General features: G+C 45.5%; 15 protein-coding genes. 10 read left to right on the top strand and 5 right to left on the bottom strand.

Going from position 1 to position 17935, the window contains the following annotated elements; translation table 11 throughout:
• Positions 1–5 precede the first annotated feature (5 nt).
• The 6 genes from betA (at position 6) to ATB02_RS00620 (ending at position 8821) form a co-directional block, all read left to right on the top strand.
• Entirely contained in the window at positions 6–1694 is a 1689-nt protein-coding gene (gene betA, locus ATB02_RS00650) for a choline dehydrogenase (RefSeq protein WP_105270918.1), read from the top strand.
• A gap of 1162 nt (positions 1695–2856) precedes the next feature.
• Positions 2857–3420, top strand: coding sequence for a tyrosine-type DNA invertase IpbA (gene ipbA / locus ATB02_RS00645; protein WP_105270917.1), 564 nt, complete (start codon positions 2857–2859; stop codon positions 3418–3420).
• 329 nt (positions 3421–3749) lie between these two features.
• Positions 3750–4544: a LuxR family transcriptional regulator HyxR gene (hyxR, locus tag ATB02_RS00640; protein ID WP_105270916.1), complete on the top strand. Its 795-nt coding sequence runs from the start codon at positions 3750–3752 to the stop codon at positions 4542–4544.
• A gap of 153 nt (positions 4545–4697) precedes the next feature.
• The gene (hyxA, locus tag ATB02_RS00635) at positions 4698–5459 is read left to right on the top strand and encodes a protein HyxA (RefSeq protein ID WP_105270915.1); all 762 of its coding nucleotides are present in this window, start codon (positions 4698–4700) and stop codon (positions 5457–5459) included.
• 41 nt (positions 5460–5500) lie between these two features.
• Entirely contained in the window at positions 5501–7969 is a 2469-nt protein-coding gene (hyxB, locus tag ATB02_RS26860) for an outer membrane autotransporter HyxB (RefSeq protein ID WP_274540899.1), read from the top strand.
• Between the two features lie 183 nt (positions 7970–8152).
• Positions 8153–8821, top strand: coding sequence for a hypothetical protein (locus ATB02_RS00620; RefSeq protein ID WP_105270914.1), 669 nt, complete (start codon positions 8153–8155; stop codon positions 8819–8821).
• 242 nt (positions 8822–9063) lie between these two features.
• Here the strand turns inward: ATB02_RS00620 and ATB02_RS00605 are convergent, their stop codons facing one another.
• The 4 genes from ATB02_RS00605 to rclR form a co-directional block, all read right to left on the bottom strand.
• Complete coding sequence (locus tag ATB02_RS00605) at positions 9064–9759, bottom strand: LutC/YkgG family protein (protein WP_032183351.1); 696 nt, start codon at positions 9757–9759, stop codon at positions 9064–9066.
• On the bottom strand, positions 9752–11179 hold the full coding sequence (locus ATB02_RS00600; RefSeq protein WP_000023919.1) for a LutB/LldF family L-lactate oxidation iron-sulfur protein: 1428 nt from the start codon (positions 11177–11179) through the stop codon (positions 9752–9754). The genes ATB02_RS00605 and ATB02_RS00600 overlap by 8 nt, the downstream gene beginning before the upstream one ends.
• 10 nt (positions 11180–11189) lie before the next feature.
• A complete protein-coding gene (locus ATB02_RS00595) occupies positions 11190–11909 on the bottom strand; it encodes a (Fe-S)-binding protein (protein ID WP_105270913.1) in 720 nt (239 codons plus the stop codon).
• A gap of 517 nt (positions 11910–12426) precedes the next feature.
• Positions 12427–13281, bottom strand: coding sequence for a reactive chlorine-specific transcriptional regulator RclR (gene rclR / locus ATB02_RS00590; RefSeq protein WP_000339584.1), 855 nt, complete (start codon positions 13279–13281; stop codon positions 12427–12429).
• Positions 13282–13506: 225 nt separating this feature from the next.
• Between rclR and rclA the strand changes: the two genes are divergently transcribed.
• From rclA to rclC, 3 genes are all read left to right on the top strand, one after another.
• Positions 13507–14832 carry a reactive chlorine resistance oxidoreductase RclA gene (gene rclA / locus ATB02_RS00585; protein WP_105270912.1) on the top strand — a complete coding sequence of 442 codons (1326 nt, stop codon included), beginning with the start codon at positions 13507–13509 and terminating at the stop codon, positions 14830–14832.
• Positions 14833–14940: 108 nt separating this feature from the next.
• Entirely contained in the window at positions 14941–15177 is a 237-nt protein-coding gene (rclB, locus tag ATB02_RS00580; RefSeq protein WP_000474001.1) for a reactive chlorine resistance periplasmic protein RclB, read from the top strand.
• A gap of 11 nt (positions 15178–15188) precedes the next feature.
• On the top strand, positions 15189–15782 hold the full coding sequence (gene rclC / locus ATB02_RS00575; protein ID WP_001355150.1) for a reactive chlorine species resistance protein RclC: 594 nt from the start codon (positions 15189–15191) through the stop codon (positions 15780–15782).
• 159 nt (positions 15783–15941) lie between these two features.
• Here the strand turns inward: rclC and ATB02_RS00570 are convergent, their stop codons facing one another.
• Positions 15942–16811, bottom strand: a complete 870-nt coding sequence (locus ATB02_RS00570; RefSeq protein ID WP_024211919.1) for an aldo/keto reductase — start codon at positions 16809–16811, stop codon at positions 15942–15944.
• Positions 16812–17058: 247 nt separating this feature from the next.
• Between ATB02_RS00570 and ATB02_RS00565 the strand changes: the two genes are divergently transcribed.
• Positions 17059–17916 (top strand): helix-turn-helix domain-containing protein, encoded by an 858-nt coding sequence (locus ATB02_RS00565; RefSeq protein WP_001309280.1) that lies wholly within the window; start codon positions 17059–17061, stop codon positions 17914–17916.
• Positions 17917–17935: the final 19 nt, after the last annotated feature.

Here is a 17935-nt window from a genome sequence, read left to right as displayed (position 1 = left end):
TTTATTTGCAATTTGACTACATCATTATTGGCGCCGGCTCTGCCGGCAACGTCCTCGCGACACGTCTGACTGAAGATCCGAACACTACCGTGCTGCTGCTTGAAGCGGGCGGCCCGGACTATCGCTTTGACTTCCGTACCCAAATGCCCGCTGCGCTGGCGTTCCCGCTACAGGGTAAACGCTATAACTGGGCGTATGAGACCGAGCCGGAACCGTTTATGAACAACCGTCGCATGGAGTGCGGACGCGGTAAGGGGCTTGGTGGATCATCACTGATCAACGGCATGTGTTACATCCGTGGTAACGCGCTGGATCTCGATAACTGGGCGAAAGAACCCGGTCTGGAGAACTGGAGCTACCTCGACTGCCTGCCCTACTACCGCAAGGCCGAGACGCGCGATGTGGGCGAGAACGACTACCACGGCGCTGATGGCCCGGTAAGCGTGACCACCTCAAAACCGGGTGTCAATCCACTGTTTGAAGCGATGATTGAGGCGGGCGTGCAGGCGGGCTATCCGCGCACAGAAGACCTTAACGGTTATCAGCAGGAAGGTTTCGGCCCGATGGACCGCACCGTCACGCCGCAGGGCCGTCGCGCCAGCACCGCGCGGGGTTATCTCGATCAGGCCAAATCGCGCCCGAACCTGACTATTCGAACTCACGCCATGACCGATCACATTATCTTTGACGGCAAACGCGCGGTAGGCGTCGAGTGGCTGGAAGGCGACAGCACCATCCCAACCCGCGCAACGGCCAACAAAGAAGTGCTGTTATGTGCAGGCGCGATTGCCTCACCACAAATCCTGCAACGCTCCGGCGTCGGCAACGCTGGACTGCTGGCGGAGTTTGATATTCCGCTGGTGCATGAATTACCTGGCGTCGGCGAAAATCTTCAGGATCACCTGGAGATGTATCTGCAATATGAGTGCAAAGAACCGGTTTCCCTCTACCCTGCCCTGCAGTGGTGGAATCAGCCGAAAATCGGTGCGGAGTGGCTGTTTGGCGGCACCGGCGTTGGTGCCAGCAACCACTTTGAAGCAGGCGGATTTATTCGCAGCCGAGAGGAATTTGCGTGGCCGAATATTCAGTACCATTTCCTGCCAGTAGCGATTAACTATAACGGCTCGAATGCAGTGAAAGAGCACGGCTTCCAGTGCCACGTCGGATCGATGCGCTCGCCAAGCCGTGGGCATGTGCGGATTAAATCCCGCGACCCGCACCAGCATCCGGCGATTTTGTTTAACTACATGTCGCACGAACAGGACTGGCAGGAGTTCCGCGACGCGATTCGCATCACCCGCGAGATCATGCATCAACCGGCGCTGGATCAATACCGTGGCCGCGAAATTAGCCCCGGCGCGGAATGTCAGACAGATGAGCAGCTCGATGAGTTCGTGCGTAATCACGCCGAAACCGCCTTCCACCCATGCGGTACGTGCAAAATGGGGTACGACGAGATGTCCGTTGTGGATGGCGAAGGCCGCGTGCACGGGCTGGAAGGATTACGCGTAGTCGATGCGTCAATTATGCCGCAGATTATCACCGGCAATCTGAACGCCACGACCATTATGATTGGCGAGAAAATGGCGGATATGATTCGCGGACGAGAAGCGTTGCCGAGGAGCACGGCAAGATATTTTGTGGCAAATGGGATGCCGGTGAGAGCGAAAAAAATGAGTCGTGATTTGAACTAACGCAGGAACTTACAAGATTGAGAGTTACCGTTCTACGATGAGGACCGAATCCTTATATAAAAAACATAGGTAACTCTCATGCTTCATATCCGCAGTCCCGCCATCAAACTTTAAGCCGATTCGCTCAATCTGGCGGATGATGGTGCTATGGATACACTGATAAACCACAAGTGTAATGCCACTCAGCTTAAGAATCACGCAACCAGTGCTCCTGGCTAGGGTTACTTGTTCTTTCCCACTCCCGGTTAGCAGTGGTCAGCGATCAACTGCGTAAGCCGGGCGTATTTATCCCAAAGCGTGGAGTAATATCAGGTCTACGCTAAAAAACTCAATTTATTCGGTTATCATGCACACAAAGGGGGCTTGTGGCGAGTATAAAAATAAGTCAGACCCAAAAACTACGTGGAGCTTTAAACACGGTTCGTATAATTTATTAGCAGCGATTTATTTTTACCCTTCTTTAATCAGTCATCATGATTAAATATTTTTTATCACAAGATTATCGCTTCTCTAACATTTTATTTTTTATTTATTATCAATTGATAAGAAAAAATTGTTAGTACGTTTTTGCATAAAATTAAAAGTGTTGGAATACACTTAAACAAATGAACAAAAACCAAACAAACTGAGATTTGCAATCAGAAAAAATTATTCAAGAGAACATCTCTAATTTATTGGTAGCGTCCATGAACGATGATTTCCTCACAACCAAAAAGTAAAGAAAATTTTATGATAAGATATATTTGTAAATTAGTATTATTAACGTCAAAGATCTTTTCTTTTCTGCACCCTTACTTTGCAACGTATAAAAAACAAATAAAATCAATAATATATGCAGAAAAAGTTATTTTACGTAAAAATAACATTAAATAAATCAAGACTATTGAACATCACTAAAACATTAGACGTAATACACATTCACCCCCGCTCCTTGACTCAGGGTTTTAATATTTTTTGTTTCACATCATTGTAGAAAAAATCGCGCATTAAAAATGAGTTGTAGAAAAACCGCACAATAAATATTTCATATTTAATCTATTGCGTAGAACTACTATTCAAAAAATCTTATTAATGAGATAATGAAATTACATCGATAACGTTCTGATTGCAGGCACACTTATCTGGGTGTGCCTCTTTTTTTTACAACTGTACACGGTGGCGTATGACGAGAAAATATCTCACACAGGATGAAGTCTACAGGGTGATGGATGCAGCCCAGAGCATGTCCTTTCCTGAAAGAAATCGCTGTCTAATTATGATGGCTTTCATTCACGGTTTTAGGGCCAGTGAACTTCTTGATTTACGTTTATCCGATATTGATGCATCAGGAAAACAACTTAATATTCGGCGTATTAAAAATGGTTTCTCGACAACACATCCTCTTCTTCCTGATGAATATAATTTGATCAAGTTGTGGCTTAAGCAGAGGAAGTTAATTGAAAATGGAGTTGAAGGAGACTGGCTTTTTCTCTCCCGGAAACGCCGCCCTATCAGCAGACAACATTTTTTTTCGATCATTCGTGAGGCAGGAAGACGTGCAGGATTAGCTGTAAAAGCACATCCTCATATGTTACGTCATGCCTGTGGATTTGCTCTGGCTGACAATGGTGTCGATACCCGACTACTTCAGGATTATCTGGGTCATCGAAATATTCAGCATACTGTCAGATACACAGCCAGTAATGCTGCTCGATTTAAAGGGGTGTGGAAAAAAAAGCCTCGTTAAAACAGTACCTTCTGATTCAAAATGTCAGATTCCTACGTTTGCCTCAATTCTTCCATAAAAAAACAGCCCATTCAATTAAATAAAACACATAACATGTTGATATTTCTCGCTAAAGTAAAATAACCCCATGATTTGAAATGACTAACCATCAAGGTCATACCAGTGGTTAACTTTCACTCACACTGTTAAATAACACAAAATTAAAAACAATAAAAGTCATAAAAATTAGACTTATATTCCAAGAAAATTAAATATTCAGGTAATTAAACCAAACCTGACATTTTGAATCAAAATGTCAGGTTTTGTAGCAATGGCGTGGACGAGTCTGAATGAAGAAGCCTCTGGTTATTATCAGTGCCTGTCAGTTCACCAGGCTGGCACTGGAGTCTCTCATCCCAACGGACAGGTATCTCGTGCGGGTGTACAGCAACGTCACTACAGAGGTTGAATTCGTTTTAAAGACCTCCTGTGGCTACCTGTTAGCTGATATCCCTTCGCTTCCTTCGGGGGAGTTGGTTCTTCTGGCTTGTCTTGTCCGCTTGCGGAGTGATGCCGGGCAATGGCAGGTCTGCCTGACCGGTGACTCCGACTGGTTCGATAATGCTCCTGCTGCAAGTCTGTACTACGGCTTCCCACGCATAAGCACCCTGCTGACAGCGAGTCGTTATCAGAATCAAATTATCCGCTGGTTACTACGTCCTTTGCCCGGCGATATGAGTGATTTTTGGCTCCTGACTGCACGGGAGTTGAGCGTGCTTAAGATTCTGATGCAGGGCATGAGTTTCAGTGAGATTGCCCGTTATGAACAACGCAGTTCAAAGACCCTGCATGCGATTGCCACACGGGCATTAATGAAACTTGGACTGGGAACTCTGAGCGATTTCAGGCTGCTCTATACGGGATGCGGTGACAGCAGAGTGAAACGGAATATACGGCTACATGCAAGATATGTCGGACAACATTCCGCTCATCGACTCACTCAGTATGTGCAGAACATGGTATCCGGAATTCTTTATCCAGCGAAAGTTGCCGTTGGTGAATCAATAAATTCTGACGCCATATCCGGAAAAGTACTTTCCGGACAAAGAAAAAATATGTCTAAAAAAAGACCAGGTTTGTTATGACACAGCAGCGTTGTTACTACCCCCCACTGCGGCGCATACGGACTCGCTACAGTGTAGGAGCCAAAATATTTCTACTGCTCTGGGCTGCAGGATTGGGAGGCACGCTGTACAGCCTGTACAGCGTGCTGGCGTACTGACATCTGTGAGGGAAGGATGCGTTTCGTTCTTTTCTGTCCCTCAGGAATTGTACCAGCGCAGTTCGCAGCTCTATCAACCGGTTCTGTCGGCAATGTTACCTGCATTGGAACAGAAGAGGAGTTACGCAATAAATTGCGGCACAGGCCACAGAGTGTCGTGATATCGGCAGGGCGACCTGCCGAATGCGCTGAAATGTGGTTCCGATTTTATCGGGATCACTCATTCGTGGTGGTGTTGTGCGTCGCGCCCTTTTTTCTGCCACCGGATGTGAGTATTTCTGGCGTTCTCAAAAACCTGAGGTTACTGAAACCAGGAATGTCAGTAGAGCATGTCATCAGTATTGCAAATACCTCTGGTGGGTTTTCAGGGCTGAAACATGCAGAAATTTTGCCAGTTATGGACAGTTACTCTGTCTTTATGAAAGAGGTGAATAACCGCACAAAGACAATCGTCATGTCAGAACGCTTCCCGGAAAAGCAAAAGAAGGTGTTGTCGTTGCTTCTTGCCGGACACAGCTGGGAATACAGTGCGCAGTTTCTCAAAACGGGGATAAGACAGATATGGCTTGCCGAGCAGTCGCTAAAAAAGCGTTGGGGAATACCGGACAGCATGTCATTGCGGGAAGCCCTGCTGCTGAGCAGCAATAAATTTCACGGTGATGGAAATGCATTGGAAGAAACGAATGCCATGACATTGCGTGAAAACGGAAATACCAACAGGTATTCCGTGGTGGTAAATGCAGGGACGCAGGCTTTATCTCTGCATAAATATAAATAAGTGGGAAATTGAAATTAGTTACCAGAATGGAGAATTTCTTCATGAACAACAATAAGGCATTTTACCGCAGCGCATTAGCGACAGCTATTGTTATGGCTCTTTCTGCACCAGCATTCGCTGCTGATAAAGCGGTATCAACTGATTCGGTTACATTGGATAAAGATAATACAACTCTGAAACAAGATGTTGTTATTAGTGGTACTACACAGATTACAGCCGCAACAATTAATGCGAAAGATAAAGACCTTAATGTTACTTTGGGTGGTCATGATATTACCGCCACATCAACGGTAGACCAAGGTTTAGTTGAAGGTGTAAAAGTTAGCGGTGACAAAAATGTTGTGATTAATGCTACAGGCTCCACCATCACAGCTCAAGGCGAAGGCACCTATGTCCGGACTGCAATGGTCATTTCTTCTACTGGCGATGTTGTTGTTAATGGCGGTAATTTCGTTGCAAAAAATGAAAAAGGTAGTGCGACAGGGATATCTCTGGAAGGGGACACGGGAAATAATGTCACGCTCAATGGCACAACCATAAACGCTCAAGGTAATAAGAGTTCCAGCAACGGCTCTACGGCAATTTTTGCTCAAAAGGGTAGCGTATTGAATGGTTTTAACGGTGATGCAACCGACAACATTACCCTTGCTGGCTCAAATATTATTAATGGCCGGATTGAAACAATAGTTATTGCCAAGGAGAATAAGGGAACTCATACAGTCAACCTGAATATTAAGGATGGCTCAGTAATTGGGGCGGCTAATAATAAACAAACAATTTATGCCTCTGCTTCGGCACAAGGAACAGGTTCAGCAACGCAAAATTTAAATTTGTCTGTTGCTGATTCAACCATCTACTCTGATATCCAGGCCCTTTCTGCAAGCAATAGTTCAGTCGGTACCACAACAAATGTAAACATGAACGTTGCCCGCTCTTATTGGGAAGGTAATGCTTATGCTGATGCTTATGCTTATGCTGATGGCGATAAAGCGAGTAGTAATCTGAATATAAATCTTTCCGATGGCTCAGTCTGGAAAGGTAACGTAGGTAAAGGTCTGGATGGTAGTGCACGTGTCACACTGAAAAACTCCAGCTGGGATGGTGATGTCAACAACGCCAAAACTGCTGTTTTTCTGACGGATGGTTCTGTGTGGAATGGTGCTGTTTCCATTAACGCGCCAGTGGACCGCGCATCAGCACCAATGGGCTCGGTTCAACCAAATAAAAGCAGTGTATCTCTGCAGAACGGGTCTGTCTGGAATGTTACGGGTTCCTCAACTGTTAATGCTCTGGCAGTAAAAGACAGTACTGTTAATATCACGAAGGCTACTGTCAATACTGGCACGTTTGCTTCTCAAAACGGCACTCTGATTGTTGATGCCTCTTCTGAAAACACTCTGGATATCAGCGGTAAAGCGAGCGGTGACTTGCGTGTTTACAGTGCGGGTTCATTGGATCTTATCAATGAACAAACGGCATTTATTTCTACCGGCAAAGACAGCACTCTAAAAGCCACAGGCACAACGGAAGGTGGTCTGTATCAATATGACCTAACACAGGGAGCTGATGGTAACTTTTATTTCGTAAAAAACACGCATAAAGCATCCAACGCCAGCTCCGTGATTCAGGCAATGGCAGCTGCTCCGGCTAACGTCGCTAATCTGCAGGCTGACACGCTCTCCGCCCGTCAGGATGCTGTCCGTCTGAGCGAAAATGACAAGGGTGGCGTATGGATTCAGTACTTTGGCGGTAAACAGAAACATACCACCGCGGGAAATGCATCCTATGACCTGGATGTAAACGGTGTAATGCTGGGTGGTGATACCCGCTTCATGACTGAAGATGGTAGCTGGCTGGCCGGTGTGGCGATGTCTTCTGCGAAAGGTGACATGACCACCATGCAGAGCAAAGGTGACACTGAAGGTTACAGCTTCCACGCTTACCTGAGCCGCCAGTATAACAACGGTATCTTCATTGATACTGCTGCACAGTTTGGTCATTACAGCAACACGGCAGATGTTCGCCTGATGAATGGTGGCGGTACCATCAAAGCTGACTTTAACACCAATGGTTTCGGTGCGATGGTTAAAGGTGGTTACACCTGGGAAGACGGTAATGGCCTGTTTATTCAGCCATATGCCAAACTGTCTGCTCTGACTCTGGAAGGTGTGGATTATCAGCTCAACGGCGTGGACGTTCATTCTGACAGCTATAACTCTGTGCTGGGTGAGGCCGGTACGCGCGTGGGTTATGACTTCGCTGTGGGCAACTCGACCGTTAAACCTTATCTGAATCTGGCCGCACTGAACGAATTCTCTGATGGCAACAAAGTCCGTCTGGGTGATGAGTCTGTCAATGCCAGCATTGACGGTGCAGTATTCCGCGTGGGTGCAGGTGTACAGGCTGATATCACCAAAAACATGGGAGCATATGCAAGCCTTGACTACACCAAAGGTGACGACATTGAGAACCCGCTACAGGGTGTAGTTGGTATCAATGTGACCTGGTAAGAATAAAGCAGTCGGTTCCCCTGTCGACTGTTATACCCCCTGCAGGCAGCAGTATGCTGCCTGCAGGCTATAAATATCCAGTATTCATGATGCTGGCTTTTTGCTGATATTTACCCTGAACATTCCTGATACAGACTATTAATACAACCTTATCTGCGACAGATTTCATTTTCTGGATATATTATGAATGAACAAATCAAACAGGATATCGATCTGATTGAGATTTTATTTTATCTGAAAAAAAAGATTCGTGTTATTCTGTTTATTATGGCTACCTGTATGACAATGGTGCTGTTGTTTCTGTACATCAATAAAGATAATATAAAAGTGACTTACAGTCTAAAAATAAACCAGACAACACCAGGCATACTTGTTAGCTGTGATAGCAATAATAACTTTGCCTGTCAGACCACAATGACTGAAGATGTTATTCAGCGAATTACTACATTTTTTCAGATCAGCACAGACGTCAAGAATAGGGTAATAAAGCTGGAATGGTCAGGAGATAAGAGAGATTTACCAACTGCTGAAGCAGAAATATCTCGCGTGCATGCGTCTATTATCAAATGGTATGCGTCAGAATACCATAATGGCAGGCAAGTTCTCGATGAGATACAAACACCTTCAGCAATTAACAGTGAGCTTTATACAAAAATGATATACCTGACCAGGAACTGGTCATTGTATCCGAACGGTGATGGCTGTGTAACCATAAGCTCACCGGAAATAAAAAGTAAATATCCTGCTGCCATTTGCCTGATTCTGGGATTTTTTCTAAGCATTGTGATTTCTGTAATGTTTTGCCTTGTCAAAAAAATGGTAGATGAATACCAACAAAACTCTGGGCAGTAATAAACAGCATTCTGATAGAGAGTGCCTGTATAAAGCTGAAGTGACAATGACCGGGAAGGGAGCCCGTCTTCAGGAATGGATTCCTGTCTTTTTCACTGTAAATATCCTGGCATTATTAATGTCAGGATATTTACAGAAGAGCAGCATAACCATGACGGAACGGGGTTAAGTCAGGTTGTCCTTAACGCTATTCACAACCTCGTATACCGCCTTCAGGTTTATGTCCAGACTTCATATCTCTCTCAGCAATCCTCAATAATCAGATACACCGCTTTCACCGGACCATGAACCCCGACGACTTTGATAAGCTCAATGTCCGCCGTTGAACTAGGACCACTGATGATGTTAATACATGACGGCATTCGTTCACCGGCCTGCGCTTTCTGATGCAATTTTTCTGCGAGTTGCGCTACACGCGGCAGGATTGTGCTTTTACGCAGGATAAAAAGAGAAGATTCCGGGAGCAGGCTCAATGAACGCCCGCGCCCGGCGGCGGAAAAAAGAACCACGCCACCCGATTCGGTTAAACCATATTCAGCATATACGACGCCCACTTTAGCCTGCTCTGCTTGTGATATGTTCTCAATACCTTTCGCCGGATCCCAAACAACGGCATTGCATTCCTGCTGCAAACGTTCGCTAATCCCCAATTCCTCCAGCCTCGTGTCACCGCTAATCACGACCGACTGCTCTCCCAGCTCTTTACACAGACATATTGCAGCTTCTGCGGCCTGCGCCTCGCTGGTCAGTTCACAGCGCGTCAACATAACATCGCTGGCAAACTGGATAAACGCGTCACAGCGCTGCTGTTGGTTAAGTTCGGTAAGCCGCTCGTTAGCATAGTTGTTAAGCGGCGCATCTTCTGCTTGCGGTTCAAGTCGCTGCGGGCGACCCAGTGCCTGAGCAACGTTATTCAAAAATTCGCTCCGATTATCCATTCTTTTTCTCCTGCGCCTGATGTTTCTTAAACCAACTACGGAAACTCTCTCCGTCAGCTTCAGGAAGATCGCGTGCTTCCATCCAGTCGCTAATCGCGCCAAATTTGAGTGGTGTTTTGCCGCCATTGATAAACCAGCTTGCCGCATGAGCACCAGCCATCATCCCGACTTTCCACAATCCTGGATGACTATTGGCATAAGCGAACATTTTTATCGCCCGTTGCTCTGCTTTTGCGGTGATCCCTTTTTCAGCCATCACCCGACGATGACGCAAAATCAGTTTTGACAGCGGAATACGCACCGGACACACGCTGTCACAAGCTGTGCATAAAGAGCAGGCGTAGGGTAAATCTTTAAAATCTTTATAGCCGCCAAGTAACGGGGAAATCACCGCACCAATTGGCCCTGGATAAATAGAGCCATATCCATGACCGCCAATATGGCGATATGCCGGACAAGTATTCATACAAGCCCCGCAGCGAATACAGCGCAGCACATCCCGAAATTCAGAAGCCAGCACCTCAGAACGCCCGTTATCGACAATAACCAGATGAAACTCTTCAGGACCATCAACGTGCCCCGCTTCGCGCGGTCCTGTCAGCCAGGTGTTGTATCCCGTCAAACGTGCACCAACGGCACTGCGCGCCAGCATGGTGATCAATACATCTACCTCGGCAAACGTGGGGGCAATACGCTCCATTCCCATCACTGCAATATGCGTTTTAGGCAGCGTGGTACACATTCGCGCATTACCTTCATTGGTCACCAGGCATACCGAACCGGTCTCTGCCACCGCGAAATTACAGCCGGTAATACCTATTTCAGCACTGAGGAAATCTTCGCGGATTTTTTGCCGAATGAATAAGGTCATCGCTTCAGGCGTTTCCGGCCCCTCATAACCCAGACGTTCGTGTAGCACTCGACGGATCTGATGGCGATCTTTATGAATTGCCGGGACCACAACATGAGAGGGCGGATCTTGATCCAGCTGGAGAATGTATTCACCCAGATCGGTTTCAATCACCTGAATGCCTGCATCCTGCAACACATGATTGACACCAATCTCTTCGGTCACCATCGATTTAGACTTCACCACCTTCCGGGCATTTTTGCGTTGGGCGACCTGTAAAATGTAGCGGGTGGCGTCTTCTTTAGTTTTTGCAAAATAGACGTGACCGCCGTTTTGCGTCACTTTTTCAGAGAGCTGGTACAGATAAGCGTCGAGATTACTCAGAACATGATCACGTATCTGGGCGGCCCGGTCGCGCCACTCCTCCCAGTGCCCCAATTCATCGACCATTTTTTGCCGATTTGCCCCAATACGCTGCTGCGCGTTTGCCACAGCTTTGCGCATGATCGGATCTTCAATTTGCTGACGGATGCGTGTCTTAAAATCTGTATTACTGGTTTTGATCGACATCTTTATATCCTCAGCAGCTCATCAGCACTTCAGCAATATGCATCACTTTGACTTTCTGTCCTTCCCGTTGTAATCGTCCACTGATGTTCAGCAGGCAACTCACGTCAGCACCAATTAAATACTCAGGGCGGACTTCCATCAGGTGCGAAACCTTTTCTTTCACCATCTCGCCGGATATTTCGGCCATTTTGACCGAGAACGTGCCGCCAAATCCGCAGCAGGTATCCTGTTCAGCAAAGGTCAACAGCTCCAGTCCACGCACATTTTTCAGCAGCGTAAGTGGCTCGTCCTTCACCCCCAGCTTACGGGCCAGGCTACAAGATGGGTGATACACCGCTCTCCCTTGCAAACTGGCACCTACATCGACTACCCCTAATGTATTAACAATAAAAGAGGTGAGATCCTGCATACGCGCGGCAACCTTTTCGGCACGTGATGCCCATTCAGGCTCATCCGCCAGATACGTTGGGTAACTTTTTACGGCATAGGTACAGGAGCCAGCCGGTGAAATAATGGGATCGTCGTTATCCTCCAGTGCGGCGATCAGATTTTTCATCCCTGGAATCGCTTCTTTGATATAACCACTATTGATCGCAGGCTGACCGCAGCATCCCTGTTTCTCCGGGAAATTTACGCGACAGCCGAGTTTTTCCAGTAGCAGCACGGAGTCTCGTGCCATTCTTGATTTCAGGGCGTCACCAATACAGGTGACAAAGAAATTGACATTCACAACTAATACTCCATTACTTCATGCCCATTTATGCCCGATGGTTCCCCCCACCAGGGGATCAATCATCAATAAATATGGCGTTCTTTTTTAATTGGCTAGCAACATACCACCCCTCATTTGTATGACAAATGATAATCTTTCATCCAAACTTCAAATGCAATAACTAATTTTATTTCTTTCGGCATCGCTCACATTTTATAGGGAAATCGACGATCATTTTTGGCATAAGAAATCCATTTAAAAAGGCTACATCCCTTATACCTATTCAGTGTTACTTATTCAGGGGTTGTTGAGATATACAATGATGGTGTACTAACAAAATCACCGGCAATAATCAGGTATCAAGTAATAGTCGGCATTTTATTTAATTAAAGCAATTTAGTTTGCGTTTTTATTTACATACTGGGCCAGCATTCTTCAAAAAAACATATAAAACACAGTTGGAAATAGAAATAGTTGAAAGGCTCACAACACCCGGAATGCTGATTATCTTTGCTCCGATTCCTGGCGGTTTTATTCAGGGTGCAAGCTGTCTGACTCTTTCCCGATATTCTCCCGGGGTACAACCAAACTCGCGGACAAACGCCTTGTGAAAAGATGATTCACTGGCATAGCCTACTGACTCAGCAATCACCACAACAGGGAACGTTTCCCGGGAAAACATCTGGGCCGCTATTTGTAGACGCAACTTTGTTAATACAGCCAGCGGCGTGGTTCCGGAAACATCACGGAAAAGCTGGGCAAAACTTGCCCGGGACATGTGGGCGATGCTGGCCAGCGATTCGACGGTCCAGGCGTGTCCTGGCATTTCCAGCATTTGCTGTATTACCGCACCAAGACGTGGATGCAGAAGCAAACTGAGAATGTTTTTCTCAGTATTAACCTGTGCAATCCACTCACGCACCGCGAGGGTAAAGAATGTAGCGCAGATCTGGCTACACAGTGCATCCACTCCCGGCATTGCCGATTTGGACTCCTGTTGTAAAAACGGGATCGCCTCCCTCAGCCAGTTATATTCCACGCTGTGGTTAACCGGTGCTAAAAACAGCGTTTCCGGCAAAGACGTTAAAAAATAACGCGCCGAATGTTGCAGCCGAAGAGTGCCGCAGACAATACAGGTCGATTCATTATCGACATGACTCAGGCGATGAGCTGAATTTTGTGGTAGCAGGACCACATTTCCCGGGCGTAATGTAAAAATCTCCCCCGTCGGCATTTCCAGCTTCGCCGCTCCTTGCGTTAACGCATGCCAACGAATAACCGATAATTCCCCGGCACCATGTGGAAGCTGCCAGTCACTTCCTAACACGCAATTCTTATCGATCGTTCCTTGTGGAGCGTTAAGCATCAACAAACGGCTAAGGGCATCCATATCAGACTCCTGAGTGGTTTTTGATTACAAACACCAACAATCTTAGACAATAATTAATCTAATACCATCAAATGGTTAATCATGATTTTTGTTTTGTGATTCTGATTAAGAAAAAGAAAATACCAGACGATAAGACAAAATATCAAGCGTTGTGAAGAAATGTTATTTGCTCTTTTGCGTCTATAGTCATGATGTCAAATGAACGCGTTTCGACAGGAAATCATCATGAATAAATATCAGGCAGTTATTATTGGTTTTGGCAAGGCTGGAAAAACATTAGCCGTCACGCTGGCAAAAGCAGGTTGGCGTGTGGCTCTCATCGAACAATCAAATGCAATGTATGGCGGGACCTGTATTAATATCGGCTGTATCCCAACCAAAACATTGGTTCATGACGCACAGCAGCACACAGATTTTGTCCGTGCCATACAGCGTAAAAATGAAGTGGTTAATTTTTTACGTAATAAGAATTATCATAATCTTGCGGATATGCCCAATATCGACGTGATCGACGGCCAGGCGGAGTTTATCAATAATCATAGCCTGCGTGTTCATCGGCCTGGGGGAAATCTGGAGATTCATGGCGAGAAAATTTTTATTAATACCGGTGCACAAGCCGTGGTTCCGCCAATTCCTGGAATTACCACCACGCCTGGTGTATATGACAGCACCGGATTACTTAATCTAAAAGAATTGCCTGGGCATTTAGGTATTTTGGGCGGCGGATATATTGGCGTTGAGTTCGCCTCTATGTTCGCTAATTTTGGCAGCAAAGTAACCATTTTAGAGGCAGCTTCGCTGTTTTTGCCTCGGGAAGATCGGGATATTGCTGATAATATCGCGACGATTTTACGCGATCAGGGCGTCGATATTATCCTCAATACCCATGTGGAGCGAATCAGTCACCATGAAAATCAAGTGCAAGTGCATAGCGAGCACGCCCAACTGGCGGTGGATGCACTGTTAATCGCTTCCGGTCGTCAACCGGCTACCGCTTCGTTACATCCAGAAAATGCCGGTATCGCAGTAAACGAGCGCGGGGCAATTGTCGTTGACAAGCAATTACATACCACCGCAGACAATATTTGGGCGATGGGAGATGTTACCGGCGGGCTGCAATTTACTTACATATCACTGGATGATTACCGCATTGTACGTGATGAGTTACTGGGTGAAGGCAAACGTAGTACTGATGATCGGAAAAATGTGCCTTATTCCGTATTTATGACACCGCCACTGTCCAGGGTTGGTATGACAGAAGAACAAGCCAGAGAGAGTGGTGCTGATATTCAGGTGGTGACATTGCCTGTAGCTGCAATTCCGCGCGCCAGAGTGATGAACGATACCCGTGGGGTATTAAAAGCGATTGTTGATAATAAAACCCAACGTATATTAGGGGCATCACTGCTGTGTGTTGACTCCCACGAGATGATTAATATAGTGAAAATGGTGATGGATGCCGGGCTGCCTTATAGCATATTACGCGATCAGATATTTACTCATCCGTCGATGAGCGAATCACTCAATGATCTATTTTCATTAGTCAAATAAACTCAAAATCAGACGCCAGGACAAATATTCTGGCGTCTCAGAGAAAAGAATCTTATTAATTCCTTGTTATTATATAACTTCTTAATCACTTCATTGATGGTATTTTATATGTTTAAAAAACCTGTTTTATTTGCAACACTATTATCTGGCGTTATGGCATTTTCCACCAATGCAGATGATAAAATAATTCTGAAACATATCAGCGTCTCGTCAGTATCAGCATCACCGACAGTTCTGGAGGATGCCATTGCTGATATAGCCAGAAAATATAATGCTTCATCCTGGAAAGTCACATCGATGCGAATTGATAATAATTCAACCGCAACAGCAGTATTGTATAAATAAGGATGTTCACAATGGAAAAATACCTGCACCTGTTAAGTCGGGGAGATAAAATTGGCCTGACATTGATTCGTCTGAGTATTGCGATTGTTTTTATGTGGATTGGGTTATTAAAGTTTGTCCCTTACGAGGCAGACAGCATTACACCATTCGTCGCAAACAGTCCACTAATGTCGTTCTTTTATGAACACCCGGAAGACTATAAACAGTATCTGACTCACGAAGGCGAATACAAACCAGAAGCAAGGGCATGGCAATCGGCCAATAATACCTATGGTTTTTCCAACGGTCTTGGCGTCGTGGAGGTGATTATTGCTCTGCTGGTTTTGGCTAATCCTGTCAATCGCTGGTTAGGTTTATTGGGAGGGCTGATGGCATTTACCACACCGTTGGTAACACTCTCATTTTTAATCACCACCCCGGAGGCATGGGTACCCGCATTGGGTGACGCTCATCATGGTTTCCCTTATTTATCTGGTGCTGGTCGCCTGGTATTGAAAGATACTCTGATGCTGGCAGGTGCTGTCATGATAATGGCAGATTCGGCGCGGGATATTCTTAAACAACGCAGTAATGAATCCAGTTCAACGTTAAAAACTGAATATTGATAATCCGAACACTGTCTGTTGTTCACTTTTTCAGGCGTCAGGCTCCCTTTCTGATGATGAAGCCTGACGCCATATTACCGGAGATATGACAGAGTGAAGATCAATATCACTCCCCTGTTAAAAGATTCTTGTCGTCTCAGGTAAAATAAGTGATTAATATCAATCATGTATTTTTACAGCAAGACAACCACGAACAAACTCAGGATTAAAATGTTTTACCGATTCCCCAACATAACCCAAATCAAGCGAACTAATTTGCGCCATTTCTTTCTCTGTCAGTGAGAAATCCCAGATAGCAAAATTTTCTTCGATACGCTGTTGATGTGTCGATTTCGGAATAACGACCACTCCTCGTTGAATATTCCAACGCAGAATGACCTGAGAAATCGATTTTTGATGGGCATCTGCAATATTCTGAAGCAGACTATTTTCAAAGGGTTTATGTCTTCCACCGCCTAACGGAGCCCATGCTTCAGGCTGCACGTTATAATACTTCATGGTTGCCAGCGCCTCTGGTTGGGCAAAATAGGGATGCAACTCGACCTGGTTGACCATCGGTTTAACTCTTACCGTTTCACAAAAGTTTGCCAGAACATGAGGGTAGAAATTGGAAACCCCAATCGCTTTTAATTTGCCCTCTTCATAGGCATCTTCGAGTGCACGCCACGCACTAAAATAATCGCGCATGGCCTGGTGCAATAAATAGAGATCGAAGTATTCTAGTCCCGATTTTTTTAATGACGCTTCAATACCTGCTTTTGCCGTATCCTGATTCAACATATCCTGCACCCACAATTTAGACGTTATAAATAACTCATCTCGGGTACATAAACCTTCAGATATAGCTTCACGAACGGCTTCACCGACGGCATCTTCATTACCGTATACCGCTGCAGTGTCGATGAGTCGATAACCCGTGCGGATAGCGTTCAACACTGACTGTTTGCACACGTTTTTATCGGTAACCTGAAAAACACCAAATCCCATCATCGGCATTTTCAGATTGTTACTTAATACGGAAAATTCCACTGTCAGTCCCTCCATTAGGTATGAACAATGAGTCTACGTTAAAACGTAACCTCAAATTAGTATGTGGATTTTGATATCACTTATGCAAAAAATTCATTAATAATGTAGGACTGAAACCTCTCTATTTTTGGGGCAATGAAGCAGACGCTATCAGTGCTTTTGCCTTGGGCCTTGCTGTTTTTGATACACTTAGGGCCCAGGGCATAACGAAAATGTGCGATATGACAAAGAATTAATGGAGAATGTGATGATCAGGCAGAAGATTCTACAGCAGCTCCTGGAGTGGATTGAGTGCAATCTCGAGCACCCTATTTCAATCGAAGATATCGCACAGAAATCTGGCTACAGCAGACGCAACATCCAGCTTCTGTTCCGAAATTTCATGCATGTGCCTTTGGGAGAATACATTCGCAAACGAAGGCTTTGTCGCGCCGCCATTCTTGTCCGGCTCACCGCGAAATCTATGCTTGATATTGCACTCTCTTTGCATTTTGATTCACAGCAGTCATTCAGCCGCGAATTTAAAAAGTTATTCGGCTGCTCTCCCCGTGAATACCGCCACCGTGATTATTGGGATCTCGCAAATATCTTCCCTTCTTTTTTAATACGTCAACAGCAAAAGACGGAGTGTAGATTAGTCAACTTTCCTGAGACACCTATTTTTGGCAATTCATTTAAATATGATATTGAAGTGTCGAATAAATCACCGGATGAAGAAGTCAAACTGCGACGTCATCATTTAGCCAGATGTATGAAGAATTTTAAGACGGATATCTATTTCGTCTCCACGTTCGAACCGTCAACAAAATCGGTCGATTTGCTCACAGTTGAAACTTTTGCCGGTACGGTATGCAAACAAACCGATTCAGAGATGTCGAAAGAGTGGACAATTAACCGAGGACTGTATGCCTCTTTCCGCTATGAAGGTGAGTGGGAGCACTACCCTGAATGGGCGCGAAACCTCTATCTGATGGAATTACCTGCCAGGGGGTTAGCCAGAGTGAACGGCAGTGATATTGAGCGGTTTTATTACAATGAAAACTTCGTCGAAATCGATAGCAATAACATTGTTTGCGAAATTTTTATCCCCGTTCGTCCGGTTTAGCTGTAGCGATGTTTACATG

This window comes from Escherichia sp. MOD1-EC5189 (genome assembly GCF_002966045.1).
Lineage (GTDB): Bacteria > Pseudomonadota > Gammaproteobacteria > Enterobacterales > Enterobacteriaceae > Escherichia > Escherichia coli_F.
This window is presented reverse-complemented; position numbering and strand designations above follow the sequence as displayed.